General features: G+C 68.6%; 18 protein-coding genes and 1 tRNA gene. 12 read left to right on the top strand and 7 right to left on the bottom strand.

The features are described from left to right. Positions 1-48: 48 nt before the first annotated feature. Complete coding sequence (locus BJ981_RS14655; RefSeq protein ID WP_239139599.1) at positions 49-333, bottom strand: hypothetical protein; 285 nt, start codon at positions 331-333, stop codon at positions 49-51. Between the two features lie 417 nt (positions 334-750). Here BJ981_RS14655 and BJ981_RS14650 point away from each other — a divergent pair, with 417 nt between their 5' ends. The 4 genes from BJ981_RS14650 to BJ981_RS14635 all read left to right on the top strand — a co-directional run bounded on the left by BJ981_RS14650 (position 751) and on the right by BJ981_RS14635 (position 4,490). Continuing rightward, positions 751-1,356 (top strand): hypothetical protein, encoded by a 606-nt coding sequence (locus BJ981_RS14650; protein WP_184611733.1) that lies wholly within the window; start codon positions 751-753, stop codon positions 1,354-1,356. A gap of 470 nt (positions 1,357-1,826) precedes the next feature. Then, positions 1,827-2,264 (top strand): hypothetical protein, encoded by a 438-nt coding sequence (locus BJ981_RS14645; RefSeq protein ID WP_184611732.1) that lies wholly within the window; start codon positions 1,827-1,829, stop codon positions 2,262-2,264. After that, entirely contained in the window at positions 2,249-3,136 is an 888-nt protein-coding gene (locus BJ981_RS14640; RefSeq protein ID WP_184611730.1) for an HTTM domain-containing protein, read from the top strand. The genes BJ981_RS14645 and BJ981_RS14640 overlap by 16 nt, the downstream gene beginning before the upstream one ends. 178 nt (positions 3,137-3,314) lie before the next feature. Beyond that, positions 3,315-4,490 carry an endonuclease Q family protein gene (locus BJ981_RS14635; protein ID WP_239139598.1) on the top strand — a complete coding sequence of 392 codons (1,176 nt, stop codon included), beginning with the start codon at positions 3,315-3,317 and terminating at the stop codon, positions 4,488-4,490. A 515-nt stretch (positions 4,491-5,005) separates the two neighbouring features. Here BJ981_RS14635 and BJ981_RS14630 read toward each other — a convergent pair. The 4 genes from BJ981_RS14630 to BJ981_RS14615 all read right to left on the bottom strand — a co-directional run bounded on the left by BJ981_RS14630 (position 5,006) and on the right by BJ981_RS14615 (position 12,077). Beyond that, positions 5,006-5,917, bottom strand: coding sequence for a TIGR03619 family F420-dependent LLM class oxidoreductase (locus BJ981_RS14630; RefSeq protein ID WP_184611726.1), 912 nt, complete (start codon positions 5,915-5,917; stop codon positions 5,006-5,008). Between the two features lie 156 nt (positions 5,918-6,073). Then, positions 6,074-8,806, bottom strand: a complete 2,733-nt coding sequence (locus BJ981_RS14625) for an amidohydrolase family protein (RefSeq protein WP_221314705.1) — start codon at positions 8,804-8,806, stop codon at positions 6,074-6,076. A 689-nt stretch (positions 8,807-9,495) separates the two neighbouring features. Continuing rightward, positions 9,496-10,329: an NPP1 family protein gene (locus tag BJ981_RS14620; RefSeq protein ID WP_239139597.1), complete on the bottom strand. Its 834-nt coding sequence runs from the start codon at positions 10,327-10,329 to the stop codon at positions 9,496-9,498. 206 nt (positions 10,330-10,535) lie between these two features. Beyond that, positions 10,536-12,077 carry an FAD-dependent monooxygenase gene (locus BJ981_RS14615; RefSeq protein WP_184611722.1) on the bottom strand — a complete coding sequence of 514 codons (1,542 nt, stop codon included), beginning with the start codon at positions 12,075-12,077 and terminating at the stop codon, positions 10,536-10,538. Positions 12,078-12,153: 76 nt separating this feature from the next. Here BJ981_RS14615 and BJ981_RS14610 point away from each other — a divergent pair, with 76 nt between their 5' ends. The 7 genes from BJ981_RS14610 to BJ981_RS14585 all read left to right on the top strand — a co-directional run bounded on the left by BJ981_RS14610 (position 12,154) and on the right by BJ981_RS14585 (position 15,911). Next, the gene (locus BJ981_RS14610; protein WP_184611720.1) at positions 12,154-12,915 is read left to right on the top strand and encodes a TetR/AcrR family transcriptional regulator; all 762 of its coding nucleotides are present in this window, start codon (positions 12,154-12,156) and stop codon (positions 12,913-12,915) included. Positions 12,916-12,980: 65 nt separating this feature from the next. Then, the gene (locus tag BJ981_RS39765) at positions 12,981-13,169 is read left to right on the top strand and encodes a BP74-related protein (RefSeq protein ID WP_443729019.1); all 189 of its coding nucleotides are present in this window, start codon (positions 12,981-12,983) and stop codon (positions 13,167-13,169) included. A 37-nt stretch (positions 13,170-13,206) separates the two neighbouring features. After that, entirely contained in the window at positions 13,207-13,401 is a 195-nt protein-coding gene (locus tag BJ981_RS14605) for a hypothetical protein (protein WP_184611718.1), read from the top strand. A 144-nt stretch (positions 13,402-13,545) separates the two neighbouring features. Continuing rightward, positions 13,546-14,007, top strand: coding sequence for a Panacea domain-containing protein (locus BJ981_RS14600; RefSeq protein WP_184611715.1), 462 nt, complete (start codon positions 13,546-13,548; stop codon positions 14,005-14,007). After that, positions 13,991-14,458 carry a hypothetical protein gene (locus tag BJ981_RS14595; RefSeq protein WP_184611713.1) on the top strand — a complete coding sequence of 156 codons (468 nt, stop codon included), beginning with the start codon at positions 13,991-13,993 and terminating at the stop codon, positions 14,456-14,458. The genes BJ981_RS14600 and BJ981_RS14595 overlap by 17 nt, the downstream gene beginning before the upstream one ends. Positions 14,459-14,571: 113 nt before the next feature. Further along, complete coding sequence (locus tag BJ981_RS14590; protein ID WP_184611711.1) at positions 14,572-14,775, top strand: hypothetical protein; 204 nt, start codon at positions 14,572-14,574, stop codon at positions 14,773-14,775. 47 nt (positions 14,776-14,822) lie between these two features. Further along, positions 14,823-15,911 carry a phosphotransferase gene (locus BJ981_RS14585; RefSeq protein WP_184611709.1) on the top strand — a complete coding sequence of 363 codons (1,089 nt, stop codon included), beginning with the start codon at positions 14,823-14,825 and terminating at the stop codon, positions 15,909-15,911. A gap of 210 nt (positions 15,912-16,121) precedes the next feature. Here the strand turns inward: BJ981_RS14585 and BJ981_RS14580 are convergent, their stop codons facing one another. Beyond that, positions 16,122-17,261, bottom strand: a complete 1,140-nt coding sequence (locus BJ981_RS14580; protein WP_184611707.1) for an NAD(P)/FAD-dependent oxidoreductase — start codon at positions 17,259-17,261, stop codon at positions 16,122-16,124. Between the two features lie 1,955 nt (positions 17,262-19,216). Between BJ981_RS14580 and BJ981_RS39640 the strand changes: the two genes are divergently transcribed. Further along, positions 19,217-19,591 carry a tyrosine-type recombinase/integrase gene (locus BJ981_RS39640; protein WP_184611705.1) on the top strand — a complete coding sequence of 125 codons (375 nt, stop codon included), beginning with the start codon at positions 19,217-19,219 and terminating at the stop codon, positions 19,589-19,591. Between the two features lie 104 nt (positions 19,592-19,695). Here the strand turns inward: BJ981_RS39640 and BJ981_RS14570 are convergent. Beyond that, positions 19,696-19,769 (bottom strand) — tRNA-Ala (locus BJ981_RS14570). Between the last annotated feature and the right edge of the window lie 33 nt (positions 19,770-19,802).

Genomic DNA, 19,802 nt, shown 5'->3' with positions numbered 1-19,802 from the left:
CGGCCGGTCGCGCGTCCCTCAGGGTGCACGACCGGCCCGCGGCCCGGCTCAGATGCCGGCGGGGACCTGACCTCCGTACCGGCGGCTCAGCCGCTCCTGCTCGCGGCGCTCGTCGATCTCGCGCCCGCCGCCGAGGACCTCCTCCCGCGTCTCCTCGATCCTCAGGGCGACGCCCAGCGCGAAGAAGGTCGGCGCCCACTCGCCGACGAACAGGCCCCAGCGGTCCGCCCGGGCGATGTCGCCCTCGTACTCCTTGGACATGAGCCAGGAGAGGAACGACGCGCCGACGGACATGACGCCGGCCCCGTACATCATGCCGGAGCGGATACCCATTCTGTGAAGCGTCCTGATCATTTGGCCCCCTTGGAAGCGGTTCCCCGACGCTACTTTCCTTCCTCGGGACTCGTACAGATAAGCCACATTGAGGGGGAAAGGTGCTGCTTTCGGAGTACAAGGCGGGCTTTGGGGATAGATAACACGTCGCAGGCCATATAACGGAAAAGAATTGAACTGTTCCGCGCCGTCAACGCGGAAAGAACGCGTCACGGAGCCAGGACAGGGCGTGTTCACGGCGGGCGGATCACGGGCAAGTGGGCTGGTCAGCATGCATGGCGCAACACCCTGCGTCGAGATCATCGGAAAACATGATCAACGCGGCTACCCTGTCGATACGGGGATCTGACAGGGGGACGCCATGGTTGCGCTCGTTCGGTACGGCAAACCCAGCACGCACGGCAAAGGTGGCGAAAAATGAAAAGTCACCGTAGCGGGTGGACGGCACAGGGAAAGCCGCTCACGGTCGCCCTGCTGGCCTGCGCGTTCCCGGCCGCCGCCGTTCTCTGCGCCGTCGCCGCCACTCCGGCCGACGCCGCCGGCCGCCCCCGGTCCGAGCGGCACGCCCAGGGGCACCGCGCCGACCGGCACCTCCACAAGCACGTGGTCGTCCGCGTCGAGCGGGACGGCAGGCGCGACCCGAAACCGGACGCCGGGCCGAAGTCCGGGCACGGGTCCGGGAACGACACCGGGTCCGGGAACGACACCGGGAACGACACCGAGAAGAACCTGGGCGGCAGTTCGACCCAGGACGTCGGCAACGGCAAGAGGAACAACAACATGTTGTCCCTGAAGAGCCCCACGTCGAACAAGGGCATGCAGCACACCTCGGCCAGCACCATCAGCGGCGCGACCAGCATCCTGAACGCCCTGTGCAAGCACGCCCGCGTCTGCAACATCACCCTGAACGTCACCATGGCCCCTCCCGAGGCGGCCAAGAAGAGGACCAAGAAGAAGGCGGCTCCCGCCGAGGAGGAGTGCCCGTGCGCATCCGCGGAGGACACGTCCTCCTGCGACCCCTGAGCCGGGCGCGCATTTCGGTGCCGCCGAAACGGCGCGATCACCCGCCGGATCAGGTCATCCGATGACAACAGTGAAGCGTCTTAGCGATATCGGACACCCACACCCCCGGTCGTGGTCCCAAATGTCCGATATGACGGGGCTCTGCATCCAGGGAGGGGCGCGGGGCCCCGTCGGCATGTCCGGCGCAATGGCAGGGTCTCCGACACCGTGAGCGACACCGCCGTGACGGATGAATGACGGCCCTCCATACCACTTACACCGCCGGATAACGGTATTCCGGAACCTTCCTCCGAGACCCTCAATTTCGCACTAGTCTGCTGGGACAGTGAACCAGACGGGGCCTTCAGTGCGACAAATGTCGGTGTGAGCCGACTTATCAGCACACAACCTGGTTCCTCTCCTCCGGTGCGCGTGAACAGCGCCCATCCATCGACGACGCACGCGGTCGTCCCGGCGGAAGCGTGAACACGATGCCCATGAGCAGGTGGGGGAAAAGGTGGCGCCTCGTCGCCACGGGAGCGGCGGGCGCCGTCCTCGCGTACGGCACCATCGCCGGGACCGACGACCTGTTCCCCCTCGGCCCGATGGTGCAGTACGCCTTCAGCGTGCCGCCCGACGGCGAGATCCGTTCCCTCGAACTCCAGGCCGACACGGTGGCGGGCACCCGGATCCAGATCCCCATCGAGCCCGGCTACGTCGGGGTGCGCCGCGCGGAGATCGAGGGCCAGCTCACCCGGTACCGGCGGGAGCCGTCCCTGCTCGGGAAGCTGGCCGACTCGCACGCGCGCCTGCGCCCCACGGCCCCCCGCCTCACCAGGCTCTCCCTGGTCACCAAGGTGATCGAACTCAAGGACCGGCGCCCCGCGGCGACCCGATACGTGGAAGAGGTGTCATGGCGGACCGGCTGACCCGCTGGCTTTTCCCCGAGATCCCGGCGCGCAGGGTCGCGATCCTCCGGACGGTCGTGTACCTGTTCGTGCCGCTCGACATGGTGCTGTTCACCGGCAGCACCTTCGCCCACGCCTATTCCGCGGACGCCTACCGGCCGGTGCTCGTCGCCCGCCTTCTCCACCTGCCCGCCGCGAATCCGGTCCTCGTGCCCGCGCTCTTCGCGTTCGTCGCCGTCGCCTGCCTCATCGCGGCGGCCGGCCGATTACCGCGGACCGCCGGATACGCCGTCGCCCTCGGATTCGGGTACTGGGCCGTCCTGGCCATGTCCTACGGCAAGGTGGACCACGACCATCTGGCGCTCCTCGTCGCGCTGTTCGTCCTCCCTTCCGCCGGCCGCGGCGGCGGGCCGTCCGAACGCGCGGGCTGGGCGATCCGCTGCGTCCAGATCGCCGTCGTCGCCACCTACTTCCTCTCCGCCTACGCCAAGATCCGGTGGGGCGGATGGGGATGGCCGAACGGCGCCACCTTCCAGTGGGCGGTCAGCCGCCGCGGCACCTTCGTCGGCGAGTTCGCCGCGGGGATCCCCGGCCTGCTGCACGCCTCGCAATGGATCGTGCTGCTGGCCGAGGCGTTCTCCCCCGTCCTGCTCTTCCTGCGCGGACGGCGGCTGATCGCGGGCGTCATGTTCTTCGCGGGTTTCCATCTGGTGACCTGGATGTCCATCACCATCCACTTCCTGCCGCACGTCATCTGCCTGGCCGCGTTCCTGCCTCTGGAGAACCTGCGCGGAAAGGGCGGCGCCCCCGTCACGGCGGATCCGGACCGGGAAACGGCCGCGCCACCCCTCGTGGAACCGGCGCTGGAAACACGGATCGAACCCATTCGATAGCTCGCACGGCACCCGGGCGCTTCGCGCGCCCGACACCGCCTGTATTCGGCTGTGACACAATGTCGCGATGCGTTTTCATGCCGACCTCCATATGCATTCCAAGTACGCCCGGGCCTGCAGCAAGGACAGTGACCTGAGGCATTTGACCTGGTGGGCGCGGCGAAAAGGCGTCACGTTATTGGGCACGGGCGACTTCACGCATCCGAAGTGGTTCGACGAGCTGCGCGAGAACCTCGTCCCGGCCGAGCCCGGCCTGTTCCGGCTGCGCGAGGAGGCCGACCGCGAGATCGGCGCGACGCTGCCCGGCCGCCTCGCGTCCGCCCCCGTGCGGTTCATGCTCTCCGTCGAGATCTCCACGGTCTATCCCCAGGACGGGCGCGCCCGCAAGATCCACCACCTGGTGTACCTGCCCGATCTCGCCGCCGCCGAGGAGTTCAACCGGCGCCTGGGCCGGGTCGCCGACCTCGGATCCGACGGCCGTCCGACGGTCGGCATGAGCTCCCGCGACCTGCTGGAGACGACGCTCGCCTGCGGCGAGGGCGCCTATCTCGTCCCCGCCCACGTGTGGACCCCGTGGTTCGGCGTGTTCGGCTCCAAGTCCGGCTTCGACACGCTGGAGGAGTGCTACGGCGACCTGACCGGCCACATCTTCGCGCTGGAGACGGGTCTGTCCAGCGACCCCGCCATGAACTGGCGGGTCTCCGGCCTCGACCGCTACCGGCTGGTCAGCTACTCCGACGCGCACTCGCCGCCCATCGTCGGCCGCGAGACCACGGTGTTCGAGACCGCGCTGGACTACTTCGCCATCCAGGACGCGCTGCGCACGGGCGACGGCCTCACCGGGACGGTCGAGTTCTTCCCGGAGGAGGGCAAGTACCACGTGGACGGCCACCGCAAGTGCGGCGTCCGCATGGAACCTGAGGAGACCCGGCGGCACGGCGGCCGGTGCCCCGTCTGCGGCAAGAAGCTCACGGTCGGCGTGCTGAGCCGCGTCGACGACCTGGCCGACCGCCCGGCCGGCGTGCGCCCCGGCGGAGCCGCGGGGTTCCGGAACCTCGTGCCGCTGCCGGAGGTCGTCGGCGAGATCCTCGGCGTGGGCCCGAAGACCAAGAAGGTGCGCACCGAGATCGACCGGCTCACCGCCGCCCTCGGCCCCGAGCTGGCCATCCTGGAGGAGCTCCCCGTGGAGACCATCGCCGTCCACTCCCCCCGGCTCGGGGAGGCCGTGGACCGCCTGCGCCGCGGCCAGGTCACCAAGGACCCCGGCTACGACGGCGAGTACGGAGCCATCCGCCTCTTCGGCCCCTCCGAGCCGAAGGACCCCGCCCCCGCCCCGTCCCCCACTCTCTTCTGACCCGCCCTGCCGCGCCCTCTAGTCCGGGACCGCCGCGACCGCGGTCCCCGGCGGCGGCCCGGCCGCCTCATGCGCGGCATTCCCGTTATCACTACACGCCGCAACAATACCGGTGACAAGCCATATAACCGCAAATATCACCCGCATTCGGGAATGATTACGGCCACCCATATCGCCCTCCCCATGAGCCAGAATCCCCACTACCCCCACCCCGACCAGAGACGCCCCTCCATCCGCGTCCCGCGACCCCCGTATGTCAGACGTCCCCCTCCCCTCCAGGGTTCGCCTCATCTCCAGAAAATACGCCGAGATAAAGCAACTGGAAATCCCGGCAATATATACGCGACGACCATTCACCGAGGATCGCGGCGATCGGCCCTGGCGGTGAACGACCTCGTGTCCGCCGGCGCGTGTTCGCGGGGCTCGTCATGAGCCGCCGGGCGGCCTGAGGGGCGGGTCTTGGGAGGGCTCCCCGCTCCTCAGGCCCGGGTGGTCCCGGCGGAGGGCGCGGCGTCCTACACGGCCGTGGGGGCCGGCAGGGAGAGCCTGGTGGCGAGGGCCTCCAGGAGTTCTATCTGGCGGTCCCACGTCGTGGGGAGGAGGTTGAGGGCGATGTGCACCTCGTCGACGCCGGCCGCGGCGGCGCGGTCCAGGTCACGCAGGGCCGCGTCGGTGAAGACGGTGGCGGAGATCTCGCCCTCCAAGGGTGCCGGGATGACGGCCACCACGACGGTCCCCGTGCCGCCGGCGTCCCGATACCAGCGGATCTGGGTACGGGTGTCGTCCCAGTTGACGGCGACGGTGATGAAGCCGTCCCCGATGTGGGCCGCCCGTTCGACGGTGTGCCGGGTGATCGCGCCGAGGAACAGCGGGATGCCGTCGCCGTGCGGCTTGGGCCCGACCATGGACAGCGGGACCTCGTACCACTCGCCGTGGAACTCGACGGGGTCGGGACCCCAGCAGGCCCGCATCGCGGCGATGTGCTCGATGAACCCGGCGCCCCTGCGCTCGGCGGGGACCCCGGCCGCGACGAACTCCTCGGGGATGTAGAACGGCGGCAGCCGCGTGCCGCCGCCCTGGCCGATGCCGGCGTCGAGCCGGCCGAGGGACAGCCGGTCGAGCGTGGCGAGCTTGCGGGCCAGGACGACGGGCGACTGGAAGATCGTGTTCAGGATGCCGGTGCACACGCGGATCCGCCGGGTGTGCGCGGCGGCCCAGGTCAGCATCTCCAGCGGGTCCCACACGTGCGACTGGGGCAGGCCCGCGTCGTTGTTCCAGTGCGGTCCGGCGGGGATGAGCAGCCGATCGGTGGCGGACACGGCGTGGAAGCCGAGCCGTTCCGTCGCCTGGGCCACCGCGACGACGGCCTCGGGACCGGCGTTGGGCCCGAAGTGCGGCAGGCTGACGCCGATGCGCGGAAGACTCATTCGTCTCCTTCACTAGTAGTGATCGGGCGACGGCCCGCCCGGTGAGGCGTGCCGTCCCGAAGGAGTCGGAGCCGCGGCCGAACTCTCTACGTCCCGCGCCGAGAAAGGCCGAGGGGGCGGAGGCCGCGTCGGCCTCCGCCCCCTCGGATCAGCGTGTCAGTGGGTGTGGTGTTCCTCCGAGGGCTCGGGCGCGGCGAGCTTGCTCGGGGAGGCCGGCGCCGGCATGCCGGAGAACGGCTTCAGCAGGTCCGTCACGTAGTGCACGGTGCCGTTGGTCATGACGCCGCGCACGTTGGCGAGGGTGGAGATGTCCGCCAGCGGGTCGCCGTCGATGAACATGAGGTCGGCGAGCTTGCCGCGCTCGACGCTGCCGAGATCACGCTCGATCCCGAGGGCCCTGGCGTTGAGCAGGGTGGCGCTCTGCAGGGTCTGCAAGGGCGAGATGCCGTACTTGACCATGGAACGGAGGTTCAGGTGCAGGCTGACCGCCGGATTGTCGATCGGTCCGTCCGTGCCGGCGAGCACGGTTCCGCCCGCCGCCAGCACCTTCTTGAGCTGCTCCACCGAGAGCTTGGCCCCCGCGGCGCTGCCCGCGAGGAAGCCGCACGGGCCGGTGCCCTGGGCGCACTTCAGCTCGGCGACGATGTTGTCCTGCTCCCAGCCGGTGTAGAGGGCCTTGATGCGCGGGTCCTCGACCATGGCCGGGTCGTCCGCCAGCAGGGCGCTGGAGGCGAAGATCGTCGTCGAGAGCGGGAACCCGCCCTGGCCGAGGAGCTTCACCACGTCGTCGTACATGACGCCCTGGGAGGCGTTGCGCGAGAACGAGAAGCCCCAGCGGGTCGGCCCGGACAGGTGCTCCTGCATGTCGACGCCGAACGCGATGCCCGGGTTGAGGTAGTGCGAGGTCGTCGGGATCCCGAGCTTGTGCCCGCGCTCGGCGACCTCGGCCTGCAGCCGGTGCGGGAAGCGCATGTACGTCTTCATCAGGTCGTAGTCCAGCGCCTTGGCGCGGGAGAACTCCAGGTCGAGCTGCTGCTCGTTCATCACGGGACGGGAGAACTCCCACGAGAAGCGCGTGCCTTCGAGCATCTCGCCGGTGAGGAAGTGCCGCGGGCCGATCCGCGCGCCCGCCTGCGCCGCCTCGCGGTCCTCGACGGCCCGGTACGCCTGGTCGCCCGTGGACCGGGTGGTGGTGATGCCGTAGGACAACAGGAGCCTGCCCTGGCGGTCGCCGTAGAACTTGGACTGGAGCTGCTGGTGGTAGTGGATGTCGATGAGGCCGGGCATGACCGTCTGGTTGGAGGCGTCGATCACCTTCCAGCCGCGCGGGTGCCGGCCACGGTGCGGGCTGACGTCCACGATCCGGTTGCCGACGACGGTGACGTCCACGTCGCGGCGCAGGCTGTCGCTCTTGCCGTCCCACAGGTTGCCCGCGTGGATGACGACCCGCTCCTTGGGCTCCTCCGGCGAGTAGCTCACGCCGGTCTGGATCGCCCGCGCGGAGCCGCCGTCCCTGGAGATCGTGCGCAGCTCGCCGTTCTCCAGGTAGAGCAGGGTCTTGGAGTCGCCGCTCCACGAGGGCGCGTCGCTCGGCTTGCGGGTGAGCTGCTTCGCCGGGCCCGCGGGCGTGCCGTCGGGGTTGACCGGCAGCACCCACAGGGTGGTCTCCATGATGAAGGCGAACCACTTGCCGTCCGGCGACCAGGCCGGGCCGTCGTCGCCGCGCACCGAGATGGAGCGCCACGCCGCGGGCTCGACGACCTTGCTGGTCCGCCCGTCGACGTTCACCAGCTCGATCTGGTTGCGCGACGCGGCGGTGACGGCGAGGGCGAGCGTGCGTCCGTCGGCCGACCAGCTCGGCCGTCCGGGGGCGCTGCGCGTGCCGAGGACCTCGGCCGGGGCGCCGCCGTCCGCCGCGACGACGTACGTCTTGCCGCCCTGGTCCTGGAAGGCGAGGCGCTTGCCGTCCGGCGACCACGCGGGTGCGATCTCGGCGCCCGCGAGCGAGGTGACCCTGCGCTCCTGGCCGCCGGCGACGTCGCGCACCCAGATGTCCATCGTGCCGGCCTTGTCGGAGGCGTAGGCGATCTTCTTCCCGTCGCGCGACCACACGGGGTCGATCTCGTAGAAGGAGTCGTCGGTGAGCTTCGTGGCGTGACCGCTGGTCACCGGCTGCAGCCACAGGTCGTTGAGCGCCTTGTAGAGCACGGTACGGCCGTCGGGTGACAGGGCCGGCCCGACGATGCCGCGGACCGGGCGGCGGCGGCTGGAGTCGAAGTCGTAGTCCTTGCGGTCGTAGACCGGGCGGTTCAGGGTGAACGTCGCGGAGAACGGCACCCGGCGGGTCTCGCCGGTGGCCGCCTTGGAGACGACGATCTTGCCGTTGCCCGCGTAGAGCAGCTCGTCGGCGGAGATCCAGGAGGGTGGGAAGGGGAAGACGTCGGTGAGGTCGCCGACGGCCGTCTCCTGGCCGGAGGTGGTGGCGACCTTCAGCCTGCGTGCTCCGGACTCGGTGCGCAGGAACGCGATCCTGCCGCCGTCCGGGGACCAGGAGGGGGCGGCCAGGGCGCCGGTCCTGTTCGGGACGAGCGTGGTGAGCGCGCCGGTGGCCAGGTCCACGCTCTCGATGAGGTTGTCGCGGACGTAGGCGATGCTCTTCCCGTCGGGCGACCAGGTCGGCTGGGACTCCTGGGCGGCCGCCGTGGTGACCCGCTTGACCCCGCCCGTGGCGACGTCCACGGTCCAGATGTCGGCGCCGCCCTGCCGGTCCGACGAGAACGCGATCTTGCTGCCGTCCGGCGACCACGCGGGCTGCAGGTCGTCGTACTCGCCGGTCGTGATCTGCTTGGCGGCGCCGGTCTTCAGGGAGACCGTCCAAATGTGGAACATGCCATCCGCGAACGACTGGATGGCGACATTACGCCCGTCCGGCGACAAACGCGGCCAGAATGGATCAAGGAAAGGATCCCCCAAGGCCTTGGCCGTTCCTCCGGAACCCGCGAGGGTGTGGAGTCTGCCCTGGAGGTCCATCACGATGGTTTCTCCGCCGGAGGTGGCGGTGACCGCCATGCTGGTGCCCTCGGTCACCGTTACGTTGATCGTCTTGCTGCCATGTGATCTGTCGGCCGACGGATTCGCGCCACTCGCGGGTGTCGCGGTGGTGACGGTGAGCAACGCCGCCACGCTCGCGACCGACGCCGCGGTGAACCGTCCCCGGCTTCTTCGACCCATGCCTGTCCCTCCTGAACGGCTGGCCATGCCAGCGAGCCCTCGCCGTGGAAGCCGCTCCGGAGCGGCCCGCGAGAGAGAGACGATTCCCTCCAACGTGACTCCGGGTAACGAACTCCTCAAACGTGACGCTCGCTGGACAAGTTTCCCCGCAACGTAAGCGAGGGCCCTCACAGCGCCAAGAAGGTGGTCGTTTGGAACGGGATGAACGGTAGACCCGCGCGCCGAGCGGCCCACTGGGCGCGCCGAACGGTAGATCATCACGTCGCGCCCCGGGGCCGCCGAGGTTCTCGGCGCTTCTCGGTGCGGGCGCTCGCTCACGTTCCTCGAGGGACGCGGCGGGCGGGCCGTCAGGCGTAGGGATCGAACGGGATGCCCGCCGGCTTGGCCGCCGCGAGCTGCCCCTTCATCACCTCGGTGCCGAGTTTGATCGAGGCGTGGCCGAAATCGGTGTGGTAGATGAACTGGTTCCTGAAGGCCACGCTGGGATAGCCGTTCCAGCCGACCAGACGCGGATAGAACCAGCCGCCCGTGTGATTCTCCACCGCCTCGTCACCGCTGTTGGCGATGCGGAAGCAGTGCGTCAGGCCGCCGTCCTTGTGGTACACGATTTTCGGGTGCGTGCCGCTCGGGTCGAAACGCACGCTGGAACGGGCGTAGGTCTCCCACCAGTCGTGCCGCGAATGCGAGACGTACTGCACCTGGTTGTTCTGCACCCATACGACGACGTGCTCGAAGTCGTGACGGTGCCCGCAGCCCGGCTCGGTGCTGCAGCCGTCCACCGTCTGGTCCTTCTCGAAGTAGCTGGCGTACATGATCGCGCACCAGCCGTTGTTGCACTTCGCGCGCGCGTAGGTGTTGGACTCCTGTAACTGCGCGAGGTCGCGGCAGTGCCCGTTCACGGCGCCGCCCAGGTGCAGGCCGGGGTTGACGTACCCGGAGGAGGTGATGGCCGCGGTGGCGTAACAGCCGTCCCGGTCGTAGTCGTACGCCGGAGAGAACGTCTGCTCCAGGCCGTCGGCGTTCTGCGGAAGCTTCGGAATGACATCGCCCAGCGCCGGAGCCACCGCGGCGAGGACGAGCGCGAAGGCGCCGAGCAGACCCCCGAGCGCCGTACCCCACCGTTTCACACGTCCCCGGGCCTTCGATCCGTCGAGCCGACCGGTCATCAGATAATCGGCCATTCAGGCGCCCCTTTTCGACTCGCCATGCCGGGGACGAATGTCCCCTCCAGAGGTTGGCACGCGAAAAGGCGATCAACAATAGACGGATTGGGAATCCGGCGGTCATCACGAAAAGGGCCGGCCACATATCGGCGCCGCCGGACGCACGGAAATTCTTTTGCCCGTGATGCCCTTTATGTCGCAACGGCGCCCGGCGGCATGGCCGGTCATCCCCGGACGGGGACGATGCCGGTCGCGGCGTGCAGCGCCGTCCAGTATTCGGCCACCTGACCGATGGTTCCGGGGGACGCCATGAAGCCGATATAGCCGTCGGGGCGGACCAGCACCAGGGCCCCGTCGGCCACGCCGTACCCGGCCCGCACGTGCCCGTCGCCGTCCACCACGGCGTGCTCGCCGGTCGGCTCGCCGGGACGGACCACCGCATGGGCGCGCAGGGCGGGGCCGTAGCGGTCGTTCAGGACGGACACCGTGCTCGCGTGCGCCGCGCCGAAAGCGAGCAGCGTCCAGTGCGGGCCGCGGAACAGCTCGAACAACCGGATCGGACGGTGGTCGGCCATGGTCGCGGGCGCGTCAGGCGCCCGGTCCCCGGCGGCGACCGTCCCGGCGTGATCGCCGCGGGAGAGGGGGCCGCCGCGATAGTTCAACGTCAGCCCGTGCACCTCGGCCCCGCGCACGTGCGCGTCGTCGTCCCCCCTCTTGTGCTTCTCCAGCAACCTCGTGCTGATGTCCAGCGCGGCGCGCGCCGCCGCCATCCGCTCGGGCTCGTAGCTGTCCAGGAGGAGATCCGGGGCGCCGGCCAGCGTGGCGGCGAGTTTCCACCCGAGGTTGTAGCCGTCCTGGATGCCGGTGTTCATGCCCTGTCCGCCGGTGGGCGGATGCACGTGCCCGGCGTCGCCGGCCAGGAACACGCGGCCCTCCCGGAAGCGCTCGGCCATCCGCGTGTTCGCCCGCCACGTGGTGTGCCAGGTCACCTCACGCACCACGATGTCGCGCCGCCCGGACGCCTCGGTGACCTGCCGCTGGAGATGGTCGCCGACCGGCTCGCCCTCGTCCCCCGGTGGCGGCGCGACCACCACGAACAGGTCGGTTCCGGCCAAGGGCGTCACGGAGACGAGGCCGTCGCCGGTCTGCCAGATCCGGCCGTGGTCGCGGCCGATCCCGTCCACCCGGGCGTCCGCGAACAGCATCGTGGTGTTCTCGTCGGTCTCGCCGGGAAAGGGGACGCCGAGCCGTTTGCGCACGGCGCTGCGCCCGCCGTCCGCGCCGACCAGGTACCTGGCGCGAACGGTCTCGGGCTTCCCGCCACGGTTCAGGACCCCCGTCACGCCGTCCGCGTCCTGGGTGAGGCCGACCAACTCGGTGGACGACTCCACCCGCCCGCCCAGCGCGGCGAGCCGTTCGCGGAGGATCTCCTCGGTGCGGAACTGGGGCACGAACCAGATGTTCGGGTACGGCACGGACGGCGTCGGCTCGGCCGGGTCGCCCATCCGCCCTTCCCAGACCACCGTGTCGCCCTGGTAGGCACGCATCACCATGCCGAGGTCGCCGGCGGCCAGGATCGGGCCGAGTATTCCGAGGTCGGCGAAGACCTCCAGGGTCCGCGGCTGGATGCCGTCGGCACGGGACCCGCCGAAGAACCGGTCCGCCCGATCGACGAGCCGCGACCGAACCCCCCGCACGGCGAGCTCACAGGCCAGCGTCAACCCGGTCGGCCCGGCCCCCACGACCAGCACATCGACGTCCGTCATGTCACCCTCCCCTTATCCGTACGTCGTACCAAGTTCTAGTACGGCGTACGAATTACGCTAGCGGTACAGTGTACGAGTGGCAAGTGGTGAGGATTCAGCGCTGATCTGGACCCGGCCGGAGCCCGGCAGCCGCCGCCCGAGGTTCACCCGTGACCAGATCGCGTCGACCGCGCTGGCGATCGCCGACGCCGAGGGGTTCGCCGCGGTGTCGATGCGCCGAATCGCCGCCGACCTGGGCGCGGGCACCATGACGCTGTACCACTACGTCCGCACCAAGGACGAGCTGGTCGCGCTGATGGACGACGCGATCATGGGCAAGGTGCTGATCCCGGACGACGAGTTCCCGGCCCACTGGTACGACGCCCTCACCGTGATCGCCACCCGCACCTGGACCGTGCTGATGCGCCACCCCTGGGCGCTGCACTCCCTGCGGCAGGCGCCGGTCGGCCCCAACGCCATGCGCCACTTCGAACAATCCCTGGCCGCCCTCGCCGGCACCGACCTGGACCCGCCCGAGAAGTTCGCCCTGCTCTCCATGGTCGACGACTACGTCCACGGCAACGTGCTGCGCTCCGCCGAGACGCACTCGGCAGCCACGCCCCCTCCGGACGACGAAACAGCCCAAGCCGCCCTACGCTTCGCCGAAACCCAGTACTCCAGCGGCCACTTCCCCCACATGCAAGCCCTCTTCGGCGACAAGGACCCCCACCAGGTGTTCCCCGCCCACAACCCCGAAGCCCGCTTCCACCACGGCCTCACCACCCTCCTGACCGGCGCGGCCCAAAAACTGCACCTCCCCCGGCCGGCGACTGACGCTCCGCGCGAACAGATTGACTGAATATGGTTTCGCGTTCACAACCATCGATTTAAAGCCTGCCGCCCAGGTGGTCCAGAGATTTCACGATGGTCCCGTCTCCTGCGACGTACAATCCGAGTTGGAGCTACCACTATTCTCCGGCCACGGTCGAATTCTTCGACTTCACCGTCGAAGTTCGCGATACCACCACCTCTACGTCGAGGAACGTCTGGACGAGGACGGCGGCGCCTTTCTTCTGGGTCACACCTGCCGCCGGTGGTGTTCGGAGTCGGTGAGCGAAGTATCTACGCCGTGAACCACGAAGGGAGACCCATGAAGATCATTCGGTTGGTTTGCGCGTCGGCCGCGACCGCGGCCACGCTCGTGATCGCCGGCGCTGCCCTCGCGCCCGCCGCGGGCGCGGCGACGGCCATCGAATACGGGCTGACCGCCCCCGCCCAGTCGTACGACGGCATCCAAGGCTCGGGAGTCTCACCGAACACCGATGGCGTGATCCACACCCAGTGAGCGGACGGCATCCGGGGCACACCGGGCCGCGGCACCGCCTGCGCGCATGACCCTGGCACGGCGCCGGACCTCATATGTCCGGCGCCGTGCCGCTTTCCCTTCGCCGGGCACATAATCGAGGAAGCGGCGAGAGGGGGAGGCGGCATGGCGCATGTCAACGACGTCGCGGCGTACATCCTGGCCAGGATCGGCCCGATGACGGCGATGAAGCTGCAAAAGCTCTGCTACTACGCCTACGGCTATCACCTCGCCTGGGAGGGCCGTCGGCTGTTCCCCGAACAATTCGAGGCGTGGGCGAACGGCCCGGTGTCCCCGGTCTTGTACGCCGAACACCGCGACCGGTTCGAACTCGACGACGGAGATATCGCCGGAGACCCGGACGTGCTCGACGAAGGTGAACGAGAGTCGGTCGACATCGTCCTGTCCAACCTCGGCGACCTGTCGGCGCACGACCTGTCGACCATGACCCATCGCGAGCCCCCCTGGATCAACGCGCGCACACGCGCCCGGGTGGGACCGCTCGACCGGTGTGACGAGTCGATCGACGACGAGGAGATCTACACCTTCTTCGACGCTCTCGTCGCCGCCGATGGCCGGCAAGCGTAAGCAGGTCGCCGCGCAGCACACCACGCCGGCCAAGGGCGCGAAGCCCTTCGTGCGATCCGCGGTGGTGCTGCCCGGCGAGGACGGCTCGGACAAGCGTCTCTCCTGGCGGTTCTGCCACGTCGACCGCGACGGGCCATGGAGCTTCGACAAGGTGGACGCCGGGACCATGCATGAGGTGCTGGACAAGCTGGCGCACTTCGAGACCATGACCGTCAACGAGATCTTCAACCACGGAGAAGAGCCCGGCAAACACTACGACGTGGCCGACCTGCCCAACCCGACGTCACGCGAACGGCTCGCGGAACTCCACCTGACGGACATGACCAAGATCTCCCGCCTCCGCCTCGGCGGAACGCTACGCCTCTACGGCTTCTTGCAAGGGAACTGCTTCCACATCATCTGGTGGGACCCGGATCACGAGATCTGGCCAAGCCACAAGCGAAACACCTGACCTGCGATCCACATGCGGCCGCGCCCCGATCAACCGCTGACAGCCTCCGAGCACTTGCCCATTCCCCTCTCCAGGCCGGCACCCGGCCGTCCCCCATCTCAAGGAGCCACCCCATGACCGCGGCCGCCATGCAGGCTGTCCTGACCCTGATCTTCGGTGTGATCGCCGTCTGCACGTTCATGCTCAAGGGACGCCAGTGGCCCACCTTCATCACCGCCTGCCTGTTCGGCATGTTCTTCGGCACCACCACATGGGGCCGCACCATCGGCGCCTGGATCTCCGAGTTCGCCGCCGGCATCATCAAGGGCCTCTCCTGACCCCGTCTTTCCAGCCGGCTCAGGACCGGCCGCCCGTCGCGATCAAGATGATCGACGTGGTGGAGTGGACCAGGTTGGAGCCGTGGCGGGTCGCCCGGGCTCGCACCGACCGCGGGGAGTTCGTGATCGTCAAGTGGATGGGACCTCACGTTGACGGCAGGCAAACCGAGGCATGGCGATTACGCACAGAGGTGTCCGCACTGCGGTTCCTGTCAGAGGATCTCCAAGTGGATCTGGCGCCACGCGTGCTGGCCGAGGATCTTCTCGCGGGGCGCGTCATACTTGAGGATCTGGCACCGCGGGTCGCACTGGATGGACTGTTACGCGGGGACGGCGTCGTCGCGCATGCCGAACGCCTGGAGGCTTTCGCCCGCGCCCGCGGCGAGCTTGGCGCGATCACAGCCGGACACGCGGAGCGGTACTACCGGCGGCGGGAACGCCTGGGACAGGTCGATGCGGAGGCTGATCGGCTTGGGCGCGTCGCCCGGCTGCGCCAAGAGGGGCTGTCGCAGGCCGGGGTGCTAGGGGTGCCGGTCACCGGGGCGGTAGAGCGCGAGTTCGCCCTCGCGTTGGCGGAGTTGGCCGATCCAGGGCCGTTCCTGGCGCTGAGCAACGGTGATCCGGAGAGCAACAATGTCCTGGTTCGCTCGGACGGGCCGCCCGATGCGCGTCTGATCGACTTCGAGTTCGCCGGCTTCACCCATGCCCTGCACGACGCCGTCTGCCTGCATGTTCCGGGTCCGGCGTGGATGCGGGTGAGTACGATGACAGCGCGCCCTGCTGGTTCCGCACCTCTGCCACAGGTCGGCGAGGTCTACCGGCGTGCTCTGGCGGCCGGGGTGCCGCAGGCCGAGGACGAGCGGCTCTACGGCAGAGCCTTGGCGGCGGCGTGCATGGCCTTCGCGTTCGTCCGCCTCTGGCGTCTGCAGGTGCTGGATGGGCGTGCGGCGGGCGATGCGAGCCGCGCCCAACTCGTCTCCACCTTGGAGGCCGCCGCTTCCACCGCTCAGGAGCATCATGCCCTGCCGCAACTGGCAGGCCTGTGTCAGCATCTGGCCGAGGCGCTACGCCACCGCTGGCCCGACGCGGACATCGACATCACCGCTCTGGAGCCCTATACGCCGCGCCCGCAGTGATATGTGGAACGACGAGGAATGTCCACGAGTAGGTTCGACCTGGGACGGAAAAGCAGCATCGAAGATCGCGGCCTTGCTATTGCTGTCGCTCCGACATACGGCGGCCGGCCATAACACGCACCTGTCGCGCCCTTCCCTTGGTGGCCAATACGGCGAGGGCAGCGTACGACACCAACATGCGGGCAGCATCGCGCTGGAACCGATCGGAAGTTACCGGTAAGGGTGGTCGATTGCCAGGTCCGCGAGCCGTGGGGTGACTTCGGGAAACGAGCCGTCGCCGAACAGGACCCGCGCCGCCAAGGCACGACCGGCACGACCGCGGAGCACAGCCACCGCCGCTTCTGCCGCGGCGGGGGATCGGATGCCGGCGAATACGCGGCGCAACAACAGTCGGCCTCGGAACCGGGCCCGCAACTCGTCCCCGTCGTACCGGCTCAGGATGCGCTGGTCGCCGGTACGCAGGTACCCGGCGATGACCGCCGCGGCCAGTTCGGACATGCGCAAACAGGGATCCAGCCCACCGGCCGTCAGCGGCGACACCGCGCCCGCCGCGTCTCCGACGAGCAGTCCGGCGGGGCACACCAACCGTCGCAGCACACCGCCGACCGGGATCGGGCCACCTCGGCGCTCGACCGGCCCGGCCGGCGGTGTACTGCCGGGCGCATCCGCGACGAAGGCGTCCAGCAGGTGGCGGATGCCGGTGCGCATCGCGTTCGGATACCCCGCGACGCCGACATGCGCGTGCCGGCCGTCGTCGATGACCCATCCCAGGTACCCCGGAGCGATCCGGGGATCCAGCACGCAGTGGAACGCCGGGCTGGCCGTGCCCGGCGCGATCGGGTGGACGATCTCGGCGCCGACGAGGAAGCGCCGGTTGACATCGAGGCCGAGATCACGGGCCACTCGGGAGCGGGCGCCGTCCGCGCCGACGATGAACCGGGCCCTCACCGGTTCCGCACCCGCGAACCGCACAACGCCCATCGACGCGCCGACATACCGTACGCCCAAGATGACCCGCGCCCCGGCTGACTCAGCCGCGCGGTGCGCGTGCTCGTAGACGGCCGCCATGTCGGCCACGCGGAACTCGTCCCGGTCGCTGGTGAGCCTGATCGGCGCCCGCCGCGACGGCGGATACAGCAGCACGTCCCGGACACCTGGCCCGAGCAGGTGATCCGGCACATCGAAGTCATCGAGGGTGCGGCGTACGAAGATCCCCGTCGTGCGAATGCCCGTCGACAGCGACCTACGACGGTCGACCACCATCACGTTCAGTCCCCGCCGCGCGAGCAGGCGGGCCGTGCACAGGCCGGCCAGACCCGCACCTACGACCAGTACATCCACTGTCTGCATATCTTGCGACGGTAAGGGCGACACCTCATCCGTACGATGGTTTGCACGCTACCCGCCCCATACCTCCACACCGTCGCCACACTCGAAACCGTGGATTGCTCCTCTGCGCGAGAGGTGGCTGTAGAACCGGCGTCATGCTCCTCGGAGCCTGCACCAAGGAACTCCGGGCGCTCGCCCAGGGTCACACATCGACTTGGTCAGCACACCGCCCTTCATCACGTCGTTCCCTTCCAGGGAACTGGTGTGCCGGGACAGGACTGGCGGCGTCCTATGCCGAAGGCATCCGGCAGGACGCCTCGCACGCGCTCACAGCAACCCAACACCACCAACGCCCTCCGCCGCGACCACCACACGAGCCACGATCAGCCCGCCCAGTGGTCACAAGACCTCGGAAACGACGAGATCCCGCCCGATCAAGCGACCGGACGGGATCTCGTAAAGCGTTCTTCAGCAAACCAAGAACGGCCCTGGGTGGAGCTGAGGGGATTCGAACCCCTGACCCCTTCGATGCGAACGCGGGTGAGGTGTGATGGACAGGATCAGCGAGTGCCAACGGGGGCTGTCACATGCGCTCGCTCTGGCATCTAGTGATCTCCCCAGCGGCCCCGTAGTAGCAAACTCGCTGGCTTTTCGCTGACTGCCTCAAAGCGGGCCAGCTGATGCCGCCGCGGCGGTGAAGTGTCGTAGATCTGGTCCGTCCTGGTGCTCAGCTCGCGCCTTGAGCTGGGCTACCAGCTCCGCTGAAGGTCAGCCAAAGTACCCGATTACAAGGGGACGTACCGAAAAGCGGTGTCTCGGTCGAAGGGGCAAGTCACCGCACGGTGCGTGACTTATAGTAGCCAGGTTGTTGCCTTGCGGTAGATAGTGTGCCCGACAGTTGTCGTGTAGGAACAGACAGATGCACAGATTAGCTTCGAGAGCACTCCGTGTCCTGCGCACGATCGGCCAGATCATAATTTCAATCGTGGAAGCTATGGAGGAGGATTCCGCACGCCGAAGGGCGCTTGAACGCAACCGCACCCCGATTCTTAGCCCACAAACCTTACAGGCAACGACGTATCCGTGCGGGGTATGTGGCGGAAGTGGACGGGACTTCTCCCCGAGCTGGGCGTATGGTGTGGAGTGCCGACCTTGCAAGGGGAAAGGCACTCGCAGGATGTGGGAATAATCGGACGATGCTTCACCAATCGCGCCACGCCTTCACGTTGCGGTAAGCGACCGTCCAGTCGCGAAGCTGGAACGCCAAGGTAGGAGCGACGATAGTTCCTCGTCGTCCAACTACGTCCCCGGCTGTCCATGGTGGTTGTCGTTCGGTTTGTCACTCGCGCGGGACTGTCTCTGGCCGCTCGGCGTCCCATAAAGCGGGGTTTTTGGTCATCTCCTCGTCGGGCAGGTCAGCCATGCCGGGCCGGTAGCCCGGGGTCAAGTCGTCCTTTGTGTGTTCCATGTACCGGTCGCCGTTCCTCGCGCGCTGGTTGTCCTACGGTCAGGGGACGACTTGACCTCGGGCGGACGGTCTGGCACCCCTTGTGGGGCCGGCGAGGAGATGACCACATCCCACGCACCGACCCGCAGCTTTGCACGGTCCCCTCATCTCTGAGGAGGGCCGGGGTTTGGGGCAGCGCCCCAATCTGCTCTTTCTCTCACCTTCACCCGCCCCTCCTGCCTCGCCTCGACGTCTGCCGTGCGCTCCGAGTCATGATGTCCGGCTTCGACTCCCGGATCGGTGCCTGTCTCCCTCGGGTTCACCCCCTTGGAGAGGTCCCATGGCACCGAGCAATCCGGCAGCCGCCATCACCGCCGCGTCGCGCTGCGACGCGGGGGCGCGCTGACCGCGGGCGGACCGGCCGAAGAGCCGCAGCCGCCCGTGGGCGGGCGCGGCCCCCGGACTCTGGCAATGGTGTCTCGGGCAGGTCCTTGGACATGTCGGCCGTGGATGGCATCAAGGGCTGCTGTTGCCCTTCCCTCTCGACTCCTCCGGGTGTGCCCCCACGGGGCCGACACCTCACCGCCCGCTTCGGCCGTCCGCCGTACCCTCATCGCTTCTCGGCGGGGATGGCAGGACACCCTTCCCGACCAAGGAAGAGGCGGTCTCGGACGTCGCCAGGCACGCCGGCGAATCGCTGCGGTTCCACGATCTACGACACTGCTACGCGACCTGGCTCGTCTCAGACGGCGTCCCAGTGAACGATGTCGCCGGCCTCGTCGGGCATGAGCGGATCTCGACCACGCTCAACCGCTACACGCACGCTTCCCGGGACCGGAACGATCGGGCTCGCGCGGTCTTCGCTGACTTTTCGCTGACTCCTGGACAGGAGATCTCCACGTAGGCTCTACCGCCCGCGTCCGGGGCAGGCTATCCCAAGGTCCGCTTGTAGTACCTGAGCAGCGAAAAGGCCCGTCAGAATCATGCCTGACGGGCCTTTGACCTGGGTGGAGCTGAGGGGATTCGAACCCCTGACCCCTTCGATGCGAACGAAGTGCGCTACCGGACTGCGCTACAGCCCCGAGGACTCGACCAGATTAGCAAACTTTGGGGGC

Origin of the sequence: Sphaerisporangium krabiense, assembly GCF_014200435.1 — a bacterium.
In the GTDB taxonomy this organism is placed as follows: Bacteria; Actinomycetota; Actinomycetes; order Streptosporangiales; family Streptosporangiaceae; genus Sphaerisporangium; species Sphaerisporangium krabiense.
Note: the sequence above shows the minus strand (reverse complement) of the source record. Positions and strands in the feature narration are given on the sequence as shown.

What these genes read in the sequence shown, in the direction of transcription:
- BJ981_RS14640 (WP_184611730.1), top strand. Translation starts at nt 2,249, where the DNA reads ATGGCGGACCGGCTGACCCGCTGGCTTTTCCCCGAGATCCCGGCGCGC.
- BJ981_RS14620 (WP_239139597.1), bottom strand. Translation starts at nt 10,329, where the DNA reads ATGGCCGATTATCTGATGACCGGTCGGCTCGACGGATCGAAGGCCCGG.
- BJ981_RS39765 (WP_443729019.1), top strand. Translation starts at nt 12,981, where the DNA reads ATGGTCCCGTCTCCTGCGACGTACAATCCGAGTTGGAGCTACCACTAT.
- BJ981_RS14600 (WP_184611715.1), top strand. Translation starts at nt 13,546, where the DNA reads ATGGCGCATGTCAACGACGTCGCGGCGTACATCCTGGCCAGGATCGGC.
- BJ981_RS14590 (WP_184611711.1), top strand. Translation starts at nt 14,572, where the DNA reads ATGACCGCGGCCGCCATGCAGGCTGTCCTGACCCTGATCTTCGGTGTG.
- BJ981_RS14585 (WP_184611709.1), top strand. Translation starts at nt 14,823, where the DNA reads ATGATCGACGTGGTGGAGTGGACCAGGTTGGAGCCGTGGCGGGTCGCC.
- BJ981_RS14645 (WP_184611732.1), top strand. Translation starts at nt 1,827, where the DNA reads ATGCCCATGAGCAGGTGGGGGAAAAGGTGGCGCCTCGTCGCCACGGGA.
- BJ981_RS14625 (WP_221314705.1), bottom strand. Translation starts at nt 8,806, where the DNA reads ATGTTCCACATTTGGACGGTCTCCCTGAAGACCGGCGCCGCCAAGCAG.
- BJ981_RS14605 (WP_184611718.1), top strand. Translation starts at nt 13,207, where the DNA reads ATGAAGATCATTCGGTTGGTTTGCGCGTCGGCCGCGACCGCGGCCACG.
- BJ981_RS14655 (WP_239139599.1), bottom strand. Translation starts at nt 333, where the DNA reads ATGGGTATCCGCTCCGGCATGATGTACGGGGCCGGCGTCATGTCCGTC.
- BJ981_RS14580 (WP_184611707.1), bottom strand. Translation starts at nt 17,261, where the DNA reads ATGCAGACAGTGGATGTACTGGTCGTAGGTGCGGGTCTGGCCGGCCTG.
- BJ981_RS14615 (WP_184611722.1), bottom strand. Translation starts at nt 12,077, where the DNA reads ATGACGGACGTCGATGTGCTGGTCGTGGGGGCCGGGCCGACCGGGTTG.
- BJ981_RS14595 (WP_184611713.1), top strand. Translation starts at nt 13,991, where the DNA reads ATGGCCGGCAAGCGTAAGCAGGTCGCCGCGCAGCACACCACGCCGGCC.
- BJ981_RS14630 (WP_184611726.1), bottom strand. Translation starts at nt 5,917, where the DNA reads ATGAGTCTTCCGCGCATCGGCGTCAGCCTGCCGCACTTCGGGCCCAAC.
- BJ981_RS14650 (WP_184611733.1), top strand. Translation starts at nt 751, where the DNA reads ATGAAAAGTCACCGTAGCGGGTGGACGGCACAGGGAAAGCCGCTCACG.